General features: G+C 54.0%; 13 protein-coding genes. 6 read left to right on the top strand and 7 right to left on the bottom strand.

All coding sequences use genetic code 11. The features are described 5' to 3' along the window. The first annotated feature begins 74 nt into the window (after positions 1-74). From QMZ30_RS13870 to pdeR, 5 genes are all read left to right on the top strand, one after another. On the top strand, positions 75-2,384 hold the full coding sequence (locus QMZ30_RS13870) for an FdhF/YdeP family oxidoreductase (protein ID WP_283227811.1): 2,310 nt from the start codon (positions 75-77) through the stop codon (positions 2,382-2,384). Between the two features lie 126 nt (positions 2,385-2,510). Further along, on the top strand, positions 2,511-4,445 hold the full coding sequence (locus QMZ30_RS13865; RefSeq protein WP_283227810.1) for an exoribonuclease II: 1,935 nt from the start codon (positions 2,511-2,513) through the stop codon (positions 4,443-4,445). A gap of 203 nt (positions 4,446-4,648) precedes the next feature. Next, entirely contained in the window at positions 4,649-6,715 is a 2,067-nt protein-coding gene (locus QMZ30_RS13860; RefSeq protein ID WP_039334732.1) for a carbon starvation CstA family protein, read from the top strand. After that, positions 6,708-7,004: a YbdD/YjiX family protein gene (locus QMZ30_RS13855; RefSeq protein WP_071885739.1), complete on the top strand. Its 297-nt coding sequence runs from the start codon at positions 6,708-6,710 to the stop codon at positions 7,002-7,004. The genes QMZ30_RS13860 and QMZ30_RS13855 overlap by 8 nt, the downstream gene beginning before the upstream one ends. A gap of 156 nt (positions 7,005-7,160) precedes the next feature. Further along, positions 7,161-9,146, top strand: a complete 1,986-nt coding sequence (pdeR, locus tag QMZ30_RS13850; protein ID WP_283227809.1) for a cyclic di-GMP phosphodiesterase — start codon at positions 7,161-7,163, stop codon at positions 9,144-9,146. Positions 9,147-9,158: 12 nt separating this feature from the next. On the opposite strand, the gene QMZ30_RS13845 is transcribed toward pdeR, so the two are convergent. The 3 genes from QMZ30_RS13845 to araD all read right to left on the bottom strand — a co-directional run bounded on the left by QMZ30_RS13845 (position 9,159) and on the right by araD (position 12,076). Continuing rightward, positions 9,159-10,025 (bottom strand): crotonase/enoyl-CoA hydratase family protein, encoded by an 867-nt coding sequence (locus tag QMZ30_RS13845; RefSeq protein WP_034821448.1) that lies wholly within the window; start codon positions 10,023-10,025, stop codon positions 9,159-9,161. 140 nt (positions 10,026-10,165) lie between these two features. Beyond that, on the bottom strand, positions 10,166-11,149 hold the full coding sequence (kdgT, locus tag QMZ30_RS13840; RefSeq protein ID WP_283227808.1) for a 2-keto-3-deoxygluconate transporter: 984 nt from the start codon (positions 11,147-11,149) through the stop codon (positions 10,166-10,168). 228 nt (positions 11,150-11,377) lie between these two features. Further along, on the bottom strand, positions 11,378-12,076 hold the full coding sequence (gene araD / locus QMZ30_RS13835) for an L-ribulose-5-phosphate 4-epimerase (RefSeq protein WP_283227807.1): 699 nt from the start codon (positions 12,074-12,076) through the stop codon (positions 11,378-11,380). Between the two features lie 222 nt (positions 12,077-12,298). On the opposite strand from araD, the gene osmB reads away from it, so the two are divergent. Next, positions 12,299-12,517, top strand: a complete 219-nt coding sequence (gene osmB, locus QMZ30_RS13830) for an osmotically-inducible lipoprotein OsmB (protein ID WP_039334706.1) — start codon at positions 12,299-12,301, stop codon at positions 12,515-12,517. A gap of 71 nt (positions 12,518-12,588) precedes the next feature. Here the strand turns inward: osmB and yciH are convergent, their stop codons facing one another. The 4 genes from yciH to QMZ30_RS13810 form a co-directional block, all read right to left on the bottom strand. Beyond that, the gene (gene yciH, locus QMZ30_RS13825) at positions 12,589-12,912 is read right to left on the bottom strand and encodes a stress response translation initiation inhibitor YciH (RefSeq protein ID WP_283227806.1); all 324 of its coding nucleotides are present in this window, start codon (positions 12,910-12,912) and stop codon (positions 12,589-12,591) included. Beyond that, the gene (gene pyrF / locus QMZ30_RS13820; RefSeq protein WP_283227805.1) at positions 12,912-13,619 is read right to left on the bottom strand and encodes an orotidine-5'-phosphate decarboxylase; all 708 of its coding nucleotides are present in this window, start codon (positions 13,617-13,619) and stop codon (positions 12,912-12,914) included. The genes yciH and pyrF overlap by 1 nt, the downstream gene beginning before the upstream one ends. A 206-nt stretch (positions 13,620-13,825) precedes the next feature. Continuing rightward, positions 13,826-14,995, bottom strand: coding sequence for a lipopolysaccharide assembly protein LapB (gene lapB / locus QMZ30_RS13815; RefSeq protein ID WP_058969930.1), 1,170 nt, complete (start codon positions 14,993-14,995; stop codon positions 13,826-13,828). 6 nt (positions 14,996-15,001) lie between these two features. Next, positions 15,002-15,307, bottom strand: coding sequence for a LapA family protein (locus tag QMZ30_RS13810; RefSeq protein WP_283227804.1), 306 nt, complete (start codon positions 15,305-15,307; stop codon positions 15,002-15,004). Between the last annotated feature and the right edge of the window lie 102 nt (positions 15,308-15,409).

The following is a 15,409-nucleotide window of genomic DNA, read 5'->3' as shown; positions in this document are numbered from 1 at the left end:
TGTCAGTCGCACACTTCTTTCCAACAGAAGTCATATTCTGATAACAATTCATAAACAATAAGCCTGCGACGACCATGAAATTTAAACGTAAAATTCAGCCTTATCGTGCCGCTGCTGGCGGTTGGGGCTCTTTGGAAGCAACCACTCGCTTTGTCCTTGATAGTAAAGCTGCCCTGAAAAACATGCGTAATCTGATGCGCATGAACAAAGCGCGTGGCTTTGACTGCCCAGGTTGTGCATGGGGCGACGACAACAAAAGCACCTTTAGCTTTTGTGAAAACGGGGCCAAAGCGGTCACATGGGAAGCCACGCGTCGCGTGGTGGAGCCCGAATTTTTTGCTCAGCACAGTGTCAGCACCCTGTACCAGCAAAGCGACTACTTCCTTGAGTATCAGGGCCGTCTCACACACCCAATGCGCTATAACAGCGAAACCGATCACTATGAACCGATCGGTTGGGATGATGCGTTCGCGTTGATTGCCAAACACCTCAACGCGATGGATCACCCCGATCAGATGGAGCTGTACACCTCTGGTCGCGCCAGCAATGAAGCCTCATGGCTCTATCAACTGTTCGGCCGCGTGATGGGCACCAACAACTTCCCTGACTGCTCCAACATGTGCCACGAAGCGAGTGGCACCGGCCTGAAGCGCAGTATTGGCGTGGGTAAAGGCACCATCCGCTTGGACGATTTTGATCACGCTGATGCGATTTTTGTCTTCGGGCAGAACCCGGGCACTAACCATCCGCGTATGTTGCACAGCCTGCGTCATGCGGCCGATCACGGTGCCAAAATCGTCACCTTTAACACTCTGCGTGAGCGTGGACTGGAGCGTTTTGCCGATCCGCAAAAGCCGCTGGAAGTGGTCACCTCAATGGCAGGCACGATTAGTTCTGCCTATTACCAGCCCAGTCTGGGGGGGGACATGGCGGCGATTCGCGGCATGGTGAAAACGCTGCTTGAAGTGCAACGTGAACGTCTGGCAGCAGGTGAGCCGGGTATCTTCGACCAGGCCTTTATTGATGCCAATACCCATGGTATCGAGAGTTACCTTGCGGCGGTGGATAACACGCGCTGGGATGACATTGTGCGGCAATCTGGCCTGAGTGAAGCGCAGATCCGCGAAGCAGCGGCGATTTATCAGAGTGCTGAGCGCGTGATCATCACGTGGGCGATGGGCATCACCCAGCACAAACACTCGGTGGATACGGTACGCGAAATCACTAACCTGCAATTGCTGTTTGGTCAGTTGGGCAAAAAAGGCGCGGGTCTGTGCCCGGTTCGTGGTCACAGTAATGTGCAGGGTAACCGCACCATGGGCATCGACGAGAAGCCCAACAAACCGTTCCTTGATGCATTGGGCGCACATTTCGATTTCGAGCCTCCACGTGAACACGGCCACAACACCGTTGAAGCCCTGAACGCGATGCTGCGTGATGAAGTTAAAGTGCTGATTGCGCTGGGCGGTAATCTTGCTGCGGCGGCGCCGGACTCTCCGGTGACAGAAGAAGCGCTGCAACATTGCGGCCTGACCGTGCACATCAGCACCAAACTGAACCGAAGCCATTTAGTACCGGGCCACGAAGGGTTGATTCTGCCGACGCTGGGCCGTACTGAACGCGATCGTCAGGCCAGCGGCAACCAGTTCATTACCGTTGAAGACTCCTTCAGCATGGTGCATGCGTCTGAGGGTGTGGGGATTCCACTGGCCGATACACAGCGTTCTGAAACCGCGATTGTGGCCGGCATTGCACATGCCACGCTGGGCAGCGACAAGATTGACTGGTTAGGCATGGCGGATAACTATGATGTGATCCGCGATCATATCGGTGCCACCATCCCGGGCTTCGCGGATTTCAATAACAAATGTGATATTCCGGGTGGCTTCTATCTGGGAAGCGCCGCGGCAGAGATGCGTTTCAACACGCCAACGAAGCTGGCAGAGTTTAGCGCGGCGGCCCTGCCGACCTCGTTGTTCCCGCAATTGGGCAACGATGTGGAAGTCCCGTTCACGCTGCAAACCCTGCGCTCGCATGACCAGTACAACACCACCATTTACGGCCTCGATGACCGTTATCGGGGTGTGTACGGTCAGCGTGAAGTGGTGTTTATCCATCCGGACGATATGGCGTCTCTGGGCTTCAGCGAAGGTCAGTTAGTGGATATTGAAACCCTGTGGAACGATGGCCTGACACGCCGGGTGAGCGGCTTCAAACTGGTGCCGTATAACATTCCGCGTGGCAACCTGGCGGCCTATTATCCGGAAACCAACCCGCTGGTGCCCCTTTCCAGCTATGGTGATGGCAGCGGCACACCGACTTCAAAATCGGTGCCAGTGAAACTGGCGTTAACAGCTGCTGTACCCACGCAGCGTATCGCCTGAGTCATCAGCGTTATCAGAAGGTAAAAAGCCGCGCAAAGCGGCTTTTTAGCCTGTTTTGGCCTTGCCGCGCGCCCCTGATTCGCGTAAAACTGTCCACCGCTCTTAGGCCACGAAACTAAATACATTATGTTCCAGGATAACCCGCTGCTCGCGCAGCTGAAAGAGAAGCTTCACGCGCAAACTCCGCGCGCCGAAGGTGTTGTGAAAGGCACGGAAAAAGGGTTTGGCTTCCTTGAAGTCGATGCTCAAAAAAGCTACTTCATTCCTCCTCCGCAGATGAAAAAAGTGATGCACGGTGACCGTATTTCAGCGGTGATCCACACTGATAAAGATCGCGAGAGTGCCGAGCCGGAAACCCTGATCGAGCCGTTCCTGTCCCGCTTTGTCGGTCGCGTCCAGAAGAAGGATGACCGCCTGTCGATTGTCCCTGACCATCCTCTGTTGAAAGATGCGATTCAATGCCGCGCGGCGCGCGATGTCACGCATGAATTCCAGAACGGTGACTGGGCTGTGGCAGAAATGCGTCGCCATCCACTGAAAGGCGATCGCGGTTTCTATGCTGAACTGACTGAATTCATTGTCACTGCGGACGATCACCTCGCGCCGTGGTGGGTCACCCTGTCGCGCCATAATCTGGAGCGCGAAGCGCCGAAAGTGGCCTTCGGCGAGATGCTCGACGAACATTTACAGCGTGAAGACCTGACCGCACTGAACTTCGTGACCATCGACAGCGCCAGCACCGAAGATATGGATGATGCGCTGTATGTCGAAACCACCGCCGACGGCAACGTGTCACTGACCATCGCCATCGCCGATCCTACCGCCTATGTGGCAGAAGGCAGTGAGCTGGATAAACTCGCCTCTAAGCGTGCCTTTACCAACTACTTGCCGGGCTTCAACATCCCGATGCTGCCGCGTGAGCTGTCTGACAATGTCTGTTCACTGCGTCCTGACGTCCGTCGCCCAGCGTTGGCCTGCCGAGTCACTGTCCTGCCAGACGGCAGCCTGGCTGACGATGTGCACTTCTTCGCGGCCTGGATCGAATCTAAAGCCAAACTGGTTTATGACGAAGTCTCCGACTGGCTGGAAAATACGGGAAGCTGGCAGCCGGAAAATGATGCCATTGCTGAGCAGATCCGCCTGCTGCATCGTGTATGCCTGGCCCGCAGCGAGTGGCGTCAAACCCATGCGCTGGTGTTCAAGGATCGCCCTGACTACCGCTTCGTGCTGGGTGAGAAAGGCGAAGTGCTGGATATCATCTCTGAGCCACGTCGCATCGCTAACCGCATTGTAGAAGAGGCAATGATTCTGGCTAACGTCTGTGCAGCAAAAATGCTGCAAGAGAAGTTGGGCTTCGGTATCTACAACCTGCATACCGGTTTTGACCTGGCGAATGCCGAGCAAGCCGCTGGCGTGCTGGCCGGTCACGGTATTACCGTTGACCCTCAGGCGATCATCACGCTGGACGGTTTCCGTCAGCTGCGCCGTGAACTGGATGCACAGCCAACGCAGTACCTCGACAGCCGTATCCGTCGCTTCCAGAGCTTTGCCGAAGTCGGCACCGAGCCCGGCCCACACTTTGGCCTTGGCCTCGAAGCCTACGCGACCTGGACTTCGCCCATTCGTAAGTATGGCGACATGATCAACCATCGCCTGCTGAAAGCTATCGTACGTGGCGAGAGCATTGCGCGCCCTAACGATGACGTCACCACCATTATGAGTGAGCGTCGTCGTCTGAACCGCATGGCTGAGCGTGATGTCGGTGACTGGCTGTATGCGCGTTTCCTTGCGCCGTCTGCTGGCACTGACCGCAAATTCAGCGCGGAGATCATCGACGTTTCTCGTGGCGGCATGCGTGTGCGCCTGCTGGAGAACGGTGCCGTTGCCTTTATCCCTGCCCCGTTTATCCACGCGGTGCGTGATGAACTGGTGTGCTCGCAAGAGAGTGGCACCGTGCAGATCAAAGGCGAAGTGGCCTATCGCGTGACCGACATTATCGATGTGACCATCGCCGAAGTGCGTATGGAAACCCGTAGTGTCGTGGCGCGTCCTGCTGCCTAAACCCAAAATAATTCGAATTACAGCAATGCTGGCGGGATAACATCTGTCATCCCGCATTTTCCTTCCTCCGTTTCATCTGAAGTTAAATTTGCCTCCCGCTTCACACTTCTGATTCGACTACCTTTCGTTAACAATTCATTACATTACTTTTAACTTGTTGTATCCGATCGCTTATTTTCCCGGTCCCTACAAGGAGTTAACACATGAACAACGTCAAAACCGGATTGATCTGGTTAGCGGTGGCGTTAATTGGTGCTGGTGCGTTTGCCATGCTGGCACTCAGCCGCGGCGAACACGTCAATGCCGTCTGGCTGGTTATTGCCTCCGTGGCCTGCTACAGCATTGCCTATCGCTTTTACAGCCTGTTTATTGCTGAACGTATTTTTGAACTGGATGACCGTCGCCGCACGCCTGCGGAGCGCCTGAATGATGGCCTTGACTATGTGCCCACTAACAAATGGGTGCTGTTTGGTCACCACTTCGCGGCGATTGCCGGTGCTGGCCCGCTGGTTGGTCCGATCCTCGCGGCGCAAATGGGGTTCTTGCCTGGCACGATCTGGATTCTGGTCGGTGTGATGCTGGCCGGTGCCGTGCAAGACTTCCTGATTCTGTTTATCTCTACCCGCCGTGATGGCCGTTCATTAGGTGAAATGGCGCGTCAAGAATTGGGATCTTTTGCTGGTGTAGTCACCATGCTGGGAGCGCTCGGCGTGATGATTATCATCCTGTCCGCGCTAGCGCTGGTGGTGGTGAAAGCGCTGGCCAACAGTCCATGGGGACTGTTTACCATCGCAGCAACCATTCCGATTGCCCTGTTTATGGGCGTCTATATGCGTTATCTGCGCCCTGGCAAAATCGCTGAAGTGTCGATAATTGGCTTTGTGCTGATGATGGCAGCGATCATTTACGGTGGTGATGTGGCGGCCGATCCCTACTGGGGACCGCTGTTCACCTTGAAAGGAACCGAACTGACGTGGGTGCTGGTGATCTACGGCTTCGTCGCCTCTTCCCTGCCGGTGTGGCTGCTGCTGGCACCGCGTGACTATCTCTCGACCTTCCTGAAAATCGGCGTGATCATCGGTCTGGCGGTGGGCATTCTGTTTGCCATGCCAGAACTGAAAATGCCGGCGGTAACCAAATTTATTGATGGCAGCGGCCCGGTGTTCTCTGGCGCGCTGTTCCCGTTCCTGTTTATCACCATCGCTTGTGGAGCCATCTCCGGCTTCCATGCGCTGGTTTCCAGTGGTACCACGCCGAAACTGGTGGAACGTGAAAGCCATATCCGCTTTATCGGTTATGGCGCGATGCTGATGGAGTCGTTCGTGGCCATTATGGCGCTGATTTGTGCCTCAGTGCTCGATCCAGGCGTTTACTTCGCCATGAACGCCCCTGCCGCGCTTATTGGCACCACCGTGGAGAGTGCTTCTCAGGTGATTAACGGCTGGGGCTTTGTAGTGACGCCTGAAATGCTGAGTGGCATTGCCCGTGATGTTGGGGAATCCACCGTGTTGTCCCGTGCAGGTGGCGCACCGACCTTTGCCGTAGGCATGGCGCACATCATCACCGAAGTGTTTAACAGCCGCGTGATGATGGCCTTCTGGTATCACTTCGCCATCCTGTTTGAGGCGCTGTTTATCCTGACGGCGGTGGATGCCGGCACGCGTGCCTGCCGCTTTATGGTGCAGGATCTGGTGGGTACCGTGGTGCCTTCTATGGCTAACAACCGCTCCTGGCTGGGCAATATGGCGGGCACCACCGTTGCGGTGGCGGGCTGGGGCTTCTTTGTTTATCAGGGCGTGGTCGATCCGCTGGGCGGCATTAATACGCTGTGGCCACTGTTTGGTATTGGCAACCAGATGCTTGCCTCGATGGCATTGATTCTGGGCACGGTGGTGCTGTTCAAAATGAAGAAACAGCGTTACGCGTGGGTGACAATTCTGCCAACCGCGTGGCTGTTTGTAACCTCAATGACGGCAGGCTGGCAGAAGATCTTCCATGAGAAGCCCTCCATTGGGTTCCTTGCCCAAGCCAACAAGTTCCGTAAGGGTATTGATGAAGGTGTAATCATCGCGCCGGCAAAAACCGTGGCCGACATGCAAACCATCGTGTTTAGTAATCAGATTAACGCGGCCCTGTGCGGCTTCTTTATGCTGGTGGCCGTCACCATGCTAATTGCCGCCTTCTTTGTCATCCGCCGGGCGTTGCGCAGCCACCTGCCTACCACCCACGAATCTGAAATCTCACTGCGTAAAGAGGTGCGAAATGTCTGAGTCCATTTTTCGCTGGAGAAAACCGGTCGGTGTCTGGCATATCAAGCACTGCTTACCGATCGCAACCGAGACGGCTGGGCAAACTCTTAATCGCTGGCAACGGATCTGGCAGGGATTGCAGCAAAGTTTTCGCTTAATGGTTGGCGTTCATGACTATCAAACTTATCTGAAGCATATGCGCCAGCATCATCCAGGGCAGACGCCAATGGATGAACGCGCCTTCCATCGCTATTGCCTTGAGGCGCGTTTTCCCAGCCAGGCTGGCAAGCTGGGCAAGTGTCCTTGCTGACAAATCTGAGCCCCGATTATCGGGGCTTTTTCGTGCCATTCTTTAGTGAAAACAAAAATATATTTGGTTTGCATCTTGTGCTGATGCTGGAGGTTGAATACTGTTGCTAAAATAATGAGATACCGACCGCTGAGCATTTCCCCGGAGGAAGTTTCCATGACCGATGAACAAGGGCAAACGCTGCTATACACCTTGTTTGGCACAACCAGCCCTCATTGGCGTTTAACTTCAGATAGCGATGCTCTGCATTTTGCCGAAGACGAGAACGCGCGCACCAATCTGGCGGTGGCTCTTACGCCTGCACAGGCCAGCCTGTTACGTGCGATGACGGTTATTACCTCCAGCATCAACCTCACGCTCTCTTTGCATGGTTCGCCCGTGCCGATGCACTTTGTGGGTCGCAAAGTGAATCAATCCACCTGGGCTGGCACCTCTTCCGCCTGGGGCGACACCTCTTCGGTGGCCCGCGATTTAACGCTGGGCTTATCTTTCGCTGAGCAGGTGGTTTCTGAAGCTAACTCGGTGATTGTAATCCTTGATCAACGCGGCAATATTCAGCGTTTCAACCGCTTAAGTGAAGAGTATACCGGTCTGAAAGAGCAGGAAGTGATCGGCCGCAACGTGTTTCAGCTGTTTATGACTAAGCAGGAAGCACAGGCTTCGCGTCGTAACATCGCCGGCTTCTTCCGCGATGGTAATTCTTACGAAGTCGAACGCTGGATTAAAACCAAAAAAGGTCAACGACTGTTTCTGTTTCGTAATAAGTTCGTCCACAGTGGTAGCGGGAAAAATGAAATTTTCCTCATCTGTTCTGGAACCGACATCACAGAAGAGCGACGTGCCCAGGAACGCCTGCGCGTGCTCGCCAATACCGATACCGTGACCGGTTTGCCGAACCGCAATGCCATCCATCAACAGATTAGTCTGGCACTGGAACTGGCTAACGGCAGTCAAACCGGCGTGGTTTACCTCGATTTAGACAATTTTAAGAAGGTCAACGACGCTTACGGCCATATGTTTGGCGACCAGCTCCTACAGGCCGTGTCGTTAGCCATTCTGAGCTGCCTGGGCAAAGATCAGACGCTCGCGCGCCTGGGCGGTGATGAGTTTGTGGTGCTGGCCGAACACACCAGCCAGGCAGCACTGGAAGCGATGGCCTCGCGCATTCTTGAGCGCCTGCGCCAGCCGTTCCGCGTTGGCCTGATTGAGGTCTACAGCGGCTGCTCTATTGGTATCGCCCTCGCCCCTTTGCATGGCGAAGATCGTGAAAGCCTGATTCGCAACGCCGATACCGCGATGTATCACGCGAAAGAGAATGGTCGCGGCAAGTTCTGCGTGTTCGCCAACGAGATGAACCAGCGTGTTTTCGAGTATCTATGGCTGGATACTAACCTGCGTAAAGCGCTGGAGCTGGAGCATTTGGTGGTTTACTACCAGCCTAAACTGGACCGCGATGGTGAAGTGCGCAGCGCTGAAGCACTGGTGCGCTGGAACTCGCCTGAACGCGGTTTGGTGCCGCCAGGAGATTTCATCTCCTATGCCGAAGAGTCCGGCCTGATTGTCCCCCTTGGCCGTTGGGTGATGCTTAACGTGCTGCAACAAATCATTCAGTGGCGCAGCGAAGGCATCTACTTAAGAGTTGCGGTTAATGTTTCAGCTAAGCAACTGATTGATCAAAGTATTTACAGCGATTTGAAGCAGGCTTTGAGTGAGGCGGGCCTCAACGATTGTCCGATTGATATCGAATTGACCGAAAGCTGCCTGATCGAAAACGAAGCGGGTGCGCTGTCGTTGATGAAACAGTTTCAGGAGCTGGGTGCTCAGGTTCATCTCGATGATTTTGGTACTGGCTACTCCTCGCTTTCTCAACTGGCTCGCGTACCCATTGATGCGATTAAGCTTGATCAAAGCTTTGTGCGGAACATCAATAAACAGCCGGTTGCGCAGTCGCTGGTACGCGCCATTGTTGCTGTGGCTAAAGCCCTTGAGCTGCAGGTGATCGCTGAAGGTATTGAAACTAAAGCCGAAGAAAAGTTCGTGTTAACCAACGGTGTCGATGGACGTCAGGGCTATTATTATGCAAAACCAATGCCCGCAGAACAGCTCGGGCATTGGCTGGCTAAGCATCCTGCCCGCGTTTAACGCTGGTCTTGGTTATCCGGCTTTGCGCAGGGATGCGCTATGACGGTTCTGTAGCTGTACCAGTCGTTCCATGTAAGCAATGTCTTTTGGCTCCAGTGTAAAAGCATAATCCACCCAATCTTCCGTGATATCCATTAACTCCGCTCGCGAGAGTTGCAGCACGCGCTGACGCGCTTTTAGCATCGCACGTACACCATTGAGTTTCGGACGTAAGGTATCGATAAAGGTACGCGTAGTGCGATAGGCGTCGCCTGGCTGGAACACTTTATCCACCAGACCTCGCGTTTCGTACCACTCTGCACTGTGCGATTCCCCTTCACATATCAGCTCTTCGGCCAGCTTCATGCCAGAACGACGCGCCACTAATGAATATCCGCCCATACCCGGGAACAGGTTGAAGGCAATCTCTGGGAAGCCCATTCTTGCGCTGTTCTGCGCCAGAATGAAGTGATGCGCCAGTGCGGCTTCAAAACCACCGCCTAACGCGCTGCCTTCGATCATCGCCAACGTTACTGCACCCGTATCAAACCCACGCGCGGCTGAATGGATGCAATCCACACAGGCACGTGCATAAGCCCTGAGCGCTTCACGACGGTTATTACGAATGCACTCCACAAAGAAGCGTAAATCTCCCCCGGCATTGAACATCTGTGGCACTAATGAGCCCGTTACCCAGAAATCAATGGGCAGGCCAGAACGCTGAGCGGCATAGCTCAGGTTCATGATCTCCTCAATTAATTCGTGGTTGAAACTGGGGCGCGGTTGCGCACGCAGCATCATCCACATGGTGTGTCGACCCTCTTCATAGTAGGCCGCCAACTGGGTGGTTTGTCCGACTTCCGTAAACAATCTGCAAGTTGGTTGGTTAATTACTGTCATAGTCTCATCCTCTAGTTATGTGATGCGTTAAACGCCACATCAGCGTAATCCAGAGTGAGGCCAGACCAAATGAGAGATTGATTTATAAAGTAAAATCCAGAGATATCCCCGACCGAGGGGCCGGGGAAAGATTAGTATGCTTACTTGATGGCGGCGCGCTGCCCGACGGCAACATGAGATTGCTTAACACGTCGTGAATAGACGGCGGTGATGATCGGCACTAATACAGAAGTCACGATAACCGATGTGGCCACCAGTGCAGTGGCAGCTGGCGCGACCGGTTTAAACTGCGGTAGCATCTCGGCGATGAGCACCGGAGTTGCCACCGCTGCGCCTGCGGTACTCGACGCCGCAATGCCCGCCGTACCATCGCCCCCGCCAATGAGTCGGTCAGCCAGAATCAGCGGGATGCCCGTCACAATGATAACCGCAACGCCCAGTAACACGCCGAGCAGGCCGGTTTGTGCGATGACCGCCAGATCAATGGTATTGCCTAGCGCAAAGGCAAAGAAGGGAATCAGGGTGTGTACAGCTTTGCCGAAGAACTCGCGTAATTCAGGGTCAAGATTACCCAGCGCAAACCCCACCAGGAAAGGTAATACCGCGCCGATGAAGACATGAGGCTCAAAGGATGCGATTCCCGCGGTGCCGAGGATCACCATGGTCATCAACGGGCCCGATTCCAGTGACATCAGCACAAAGGCCCCCGCCTCCTCTTTCGAACCGTATTGCTGCATGATAGAGGCATACAACCCGCCGTTGGTCATATCCATCGCTGCGACCAGCGCCAGCGTTGATAATCCGGCGAACATACCGACTTCGACGCCGTTTTCGGGCATCACGCGCGAAGCAATTGCTGCCACGACCCACGCCACCGCGATTTTAGTCAACACCAGCGTGCCTGATTTACGTAACACGGTGCCGGTGGCACTGAGTTTGATTGACGCGCCCATACAGAAGAACCACACCGCCAAAATCGGTACCGTGCCGGTCATTAATCCGTTGGAAAAAGATCCCAAATACTTACCTGCGCCAGGGGAAAACGTGTGGCAAAGTGCGCCCAGAAACAGCGGAATCAGCATCATGCCGCCTGGAACTTTATCGATTGCACGTTTGATATGCATAATTGTGTCACCTTAACTGAGCCAGAAGGAGGTGCGTTATGATTTGCCGGATGGCATGGCAGGCAACATAACCTTTGGGCAGGGAGAAAAAAGTGATCGCAATTCTATTTATGAAACGTTGTTTTATTATTAATGAATGATCATTTTATTTTATGACGCGCATCGCCATACCAGTTTAATCATGGCAAAAATTAAGGCGCCCACAGGCGCCTTAAGAGGGAATGAAGGTTACTTCTGCCCGTACCAGGCGTTTTTACCGTGCTTACGCAAATAGTGCAGGTCTAGCAAATTTTGCGATATGGGCGGGAGTTCCTCACGTAAACGCTCTGTGTGCATCGCCATATAGGCGACTTCTTCTAACACGACCGCACTGTGCACCGCCGCATGCGCGTCTTTCCCCCACGCAAAGGGACCGTGTGAATTGATCAATGCGGCTGGGATATCCTGAGGCTGGATACGACGCTGCGCGAATGTCTCAATGATTACTTGCCCGGTGTTCCACTCATACTCTTGCTGAATCTCCTCACGCTTCATCGCACGCGTACAGGGAATGGTGCCGTAAAAGTCATCTGCATGGGTGGTGCCCAGCGCAATGATATCGCGCCCGGCCTGAGCCCAGATGGTGGCATGCCGCGAATGGGTATGGACGATCCCCCCAATCTGTGGCCAGGCGAGATAGAGTGCACGATGCGTGGCAGTATCGGATGAAGGACGCAGCGCCCCTTCCACCACTTTTCCGCTCTCTAACTCAACCACCACCATATCCTCTTGCTTCATGTTTTCGTATTTCACGCCCGATGGCTTGATCACCAGCAGCCCTCGCTCGCGGTCTACCGCGCTGACGTTGCCCCAGGTAAAGGTGACGAGGTTATAACGTGGTAAATCGAGATTGGCTTCCAGCACCTGTTGCTTGAGGGATTCCAGCATGATTTTTTCTCCTGCGAACGGTAATCACTAAATTGTGCTGATCGACCAGAGAAAATGTTATGGAGCGGATCGCTGTAAAAGCAGCGGAAAGTCGCTGAGCAGACAAAAGTGTGGTTCAGGGCTCCAGGAATAAGACCATTTGACACTGCAGGATGAAGTGCTTTGTTGCGCAACATCTATACTTATGAGGTTGCCTCTGTGCAAACAACAAAGGAGAAAGTCATGACAATAACAATGAAACGTTTCACCGCAGCTGTACTGGCGACCACGTTGGTCATCGGATTGAGCGGTTGTTCAAATTGGTCTAAACGCGACCGTAACACCGCGATTGGTGCTGGTGCTGGCGCCATTGGTGGATCGGTACTGACCAACGGCAGTGCATTAGGAACCGTGGGTGGCGCAGCCGTAGGCGGTATCATCGGCCATCAGGTTTCTAAATAAAAAAGAATGCTTCAGGCTACGCAGCGCATCTACTTAATCACGGGCCACATCCAATGTGGCCCGCTCTTCTGTTAGCCGCCGGCTAATTTGACCTTCATGCCTTTGGCTTCAAGCAGGGTTTTGAGCAAATCACGTTTATCCCCTTGAATCTCGATCACGCCATCTTTTAACGCACCGCCACAGCCGCATTTTTTCTTCAACTCTGCGGCCAGTTTGTTCAAAGCGTCATCGTCAAGATCGATGCCGGTGATGAGGCACACGCCCTTGCCCTTACGGCCGCTGGTCTGGCGCTGAATACGCACGATACCATCCCCTTTGGGACGCGGTGCCTTTGCTTCTTCTTGCGTGATTCGACCGGTTTCCGTGGAGTAAACCAGGCGGTTATCGTCAGCCATTAGGCCTCCTGTAAACTTTGCAGGATCGCGTGCAGTGTGGAGGCGGGATCGTTGGATTGGGTGATCGGACGTCCAATCACCATATAATCCACACCCGCCTGCTTCGCCTGTTGCGGCGTCATGATACGTCGTTGATCGCCCGCATCGCTGCCTTCAGGACGAATACCCGGCGTTACCAGCGCGAAATCCTGGCCAATCACTTGCTTGAAGTGTGCAGCTTCCTGCGCGGAGCAGACCACACCATGCAGCCCGCAATCGCGGGTCAAACGCGCCAGGCGCTCTGCCTGCTCTGCCGGTGAAAGCGTAATGCCGAGCCCTTTTAGGTCCTCAGCATCCATGCTCGTCAGTACGGTGACGGCAATCAGTAACGGCGCATCTTTACCAAATGGCACCAAGGCCTCGCGTGCGGCATTCATCATGCGTGCCCCACCGCTGGCGTGGACGTTCACCATCCATACTCCGAGATCGGCTGCGGCTGCCACGGCATGCGCGGTGGTATTCGGAATGTCATGAAACTTTAAGTCGAGAAAAACGTCGAATCCACGTTCCTGCAATGTTTTGACCAGCGAAGGACCAAACAGCGTGAACATCTCTTTGCCCACTTTCAGACGGCACTGGCTCGGGTCGATGCGGTCAACAAATTGCAGCGCACTGTTGAGATCATGATAGTCGAGTGCCACCAGAATTGGTGAAGGGGTAACAGGCATAACGTTTCCTCAGAAGCGGGCACCCGCAGGCGCGATGGACAAACGGCATGCATTCTACCCGCGCACACCGGGCAGGACAATCACACGCATAAGATTAGACGTTGATTAACAGGAATGGGCACGGTGTCTATGTTGTTGATATCTGAATTGGGTATACGGTATGTTGTAACTATAAGGTATTAAAACATTACAACCAAGCGCGGCCATTACTGGCCGTCGAGCCCGCGGATTGGTTTCACCGAAGACCACGCGCGGCATGATGGGCAATGCCAGTAAAGCGCATGCGCGGTGAAGCCGCACTTCTGGCAGCGATAACGCGGCTTAGTGCGAATTTGCTCACCCACCATATCGCGTAGCACCATCAGGCTCTCTTTCGCACGCCCGTCTTCAGCCTCGTGCAAGTGGAAGTCCATCAAACGATGGAATACACGCATGGTGGGATGTCGCTGCAACTGGCGATTGATATATAACTGCGCCGCTTCCGGGCCCTGCTGCTGTTCCAGGATATCCGCTGCGTATAGCTCCGCGGCGGCGCCGGTATTCTCTTCAACACAGCGTTGCAGAAAATGTGCCCAGCCTTCTGGCTGATTCAGACGTTGGTAGCAGGTCTCCAGCATCGGTAAGGTTTCACTGACCAGCTCCTTATCCTGCTCCAGCACGCGCTCCAGATGCACTACGGCTTTTGCATACTCGCCCTTTTCCATGAAGATGCGGCCCATCATGATGGAAACGCGGGCACTCTGATGATCGGCGGATTCACCCTTCTTCAGCAAATTCATGGCGCGATCAAGGTCATCGCTGCTCATCGCCTGAAGTGCAAGCTCACAGTAAAAGTGGGCGATTTCGCCCTTCTGCTTATCTTTGCCGAGTTTCACTAATCTTTCGGCCACTTCAATCGCTTTCTGCCAGTCACTGGTAGCCTGATGAATCAGCAACAACTGTTGCAACGCACCGATACGGAAATCCGTTTCATCAATCAGCTGACCGAACATGTCTTCCGCGCGGTCGTACAGCCCTGCCGCCATGTAATCACGGCCCAGTTGCTGAATCGCTAATAAACGTTGTTCATAGCTGAGTGATGCGCTTTCCATTAACGACTGGTGAATGCGAATTGCGCGGTCAACTTCTCCGCGTGAACGGAACAGGTTACCGAGCGTCAGGTGTGCTTCGACGGTACCGCTATCCTCTTTTAACATATCCAGAAAGAGGTCTACGGCTTTGTCCTGTTGGTTGGATAGCAGGAAGTTGACGCCAGCAACGTATTCACGCGACAGGCGGTTAGCTTCCTGTTGCTTATCCTGATGGGCACTGCGGCGGCCCATGTACCAGCCATACGCCGCAGCAACAGGAAGAAGCAAAAACAGCAATTCAAGCATCGAAACTTAATCCCGACGACCAGCAGTAGAAGAGGTTGTCACAGCCGTTGATTGTTCGTTCTGTGCCTGCATACGTTTCAGCTTGCGCTGCGCATTGGCCAGAGACACACGAATCCGTAACCAGAAAAGACCGCAAATAGCCCATCCGAGCAGGAATCCAGCGCCAAACAGGCAAGCCAGTAAAGTGGAGATGCGGAATTCGCCCTGCGCCAGCAGATAATTAAAGGTGACGACTTGATCATTGTGCGCTCCGAGCGTGACGGAGATGATAAAAATGACCAATACCACGAGAAAAATCAGCAAATATTTCACATTGCGTCCTGTCGAGAGGTTATCCGTTAGAAGTATGCCAAAAAAGCGCCGCCGATGCTGCTTATCCGCGCATCAGTTAGCGCATTTTCTGTAAGGTTGATC

The organism is Pantoea sp. EA-12 (assembly GCF_030053355.1).
GTDB classification, from domain to species: Bacteria; Pseudomonadota; Gammaproteobacteria; order Enterobacterales; family Enterobacteriaceae; genus Pantoea; species Pantoea vagans_C.
This window is presented reverse-complemented; position numbering and strand designations above follow the sequence as displayed.

Coding starts and splice junctions, on each gene's coding strand:
- QMZ30_RS13870 (WP_283227811.1), top strand. CDS start 75: ATGAAATTTAAACGTAAAATTCAGCCTTATCGTGCCGCTGCTGGCGGT.
- QMZ30_RS13865 (WP_283227810.1), top strand. CDS start 2,511: ATGTTCCAGGATAACCCGCTGCTCGCGCAGCTGAAAGAGAAGCTTCAC.
- QMZ30_RS13860 (WP_039334732.1), top strand. CDS start 4,649: ATGAACAACGTCAAAACCGGATTGATCTGGTTAGCGGTGGCGTTAATT.
- QMZ30_RS13855 (WP_071885739.1), top strand. CDS start 6,708: ATGTCTGAGTCCATTTTTCGCTGGAGAAAACCGGTCGGTGTCTGGCAT.
- pdeR (WP_283227809.1), top strand. CDS start 7,161: ATGACCGATGAACAAGGGCAAACGCTGCTATACACCTTGTTTGGCACA.
- QMZ30_RS13845 (WP_034821448.1), bottom strand. CDS start 10,025: ATGACAGTAATTAACCAACCAACTTGCAGATTGTTTACGGAAGTCGGA.
- kdgT (WP_283227808.1), bottom strand. CDS start 11,149: ATGCATATCAAACGTGCAATCGATAAAGTTCCAGGCGGCATGATGCTG.
- araD (WP_283227807.1), bottom strand. CDS start 12,076: ATGCTGGAATCCCTCAAGCAACAGGTGCTGGAAGCCAATCTCGATTTA.
- osmB (WP_039334706.1), top strand. CDS start 12,299: ATGACAATAACAATGAAACGTTTCACCGCAGCTGTACTGGCGACCACG.
- yciH (WP_283227806.1), bottom strand. CDS start 12,912: ATGGCTGACGATAACCGCCTGGTTTACTCCACGGAAACCGGTCGAATC.
- pyrF (WP_283227805.1), bottom strand. CDS start 13,619: ATGCCTGTTACCCCTTCACCAATTCTGGTGGCACTCGACTATCATGAT.
- lapB (WP_058969930.1), bottom strand. CDS start 14,995: ATGCTTGAATTGCTGTTTTTGCTTCTTCCTGTTGCTGCGGCGTATGGC.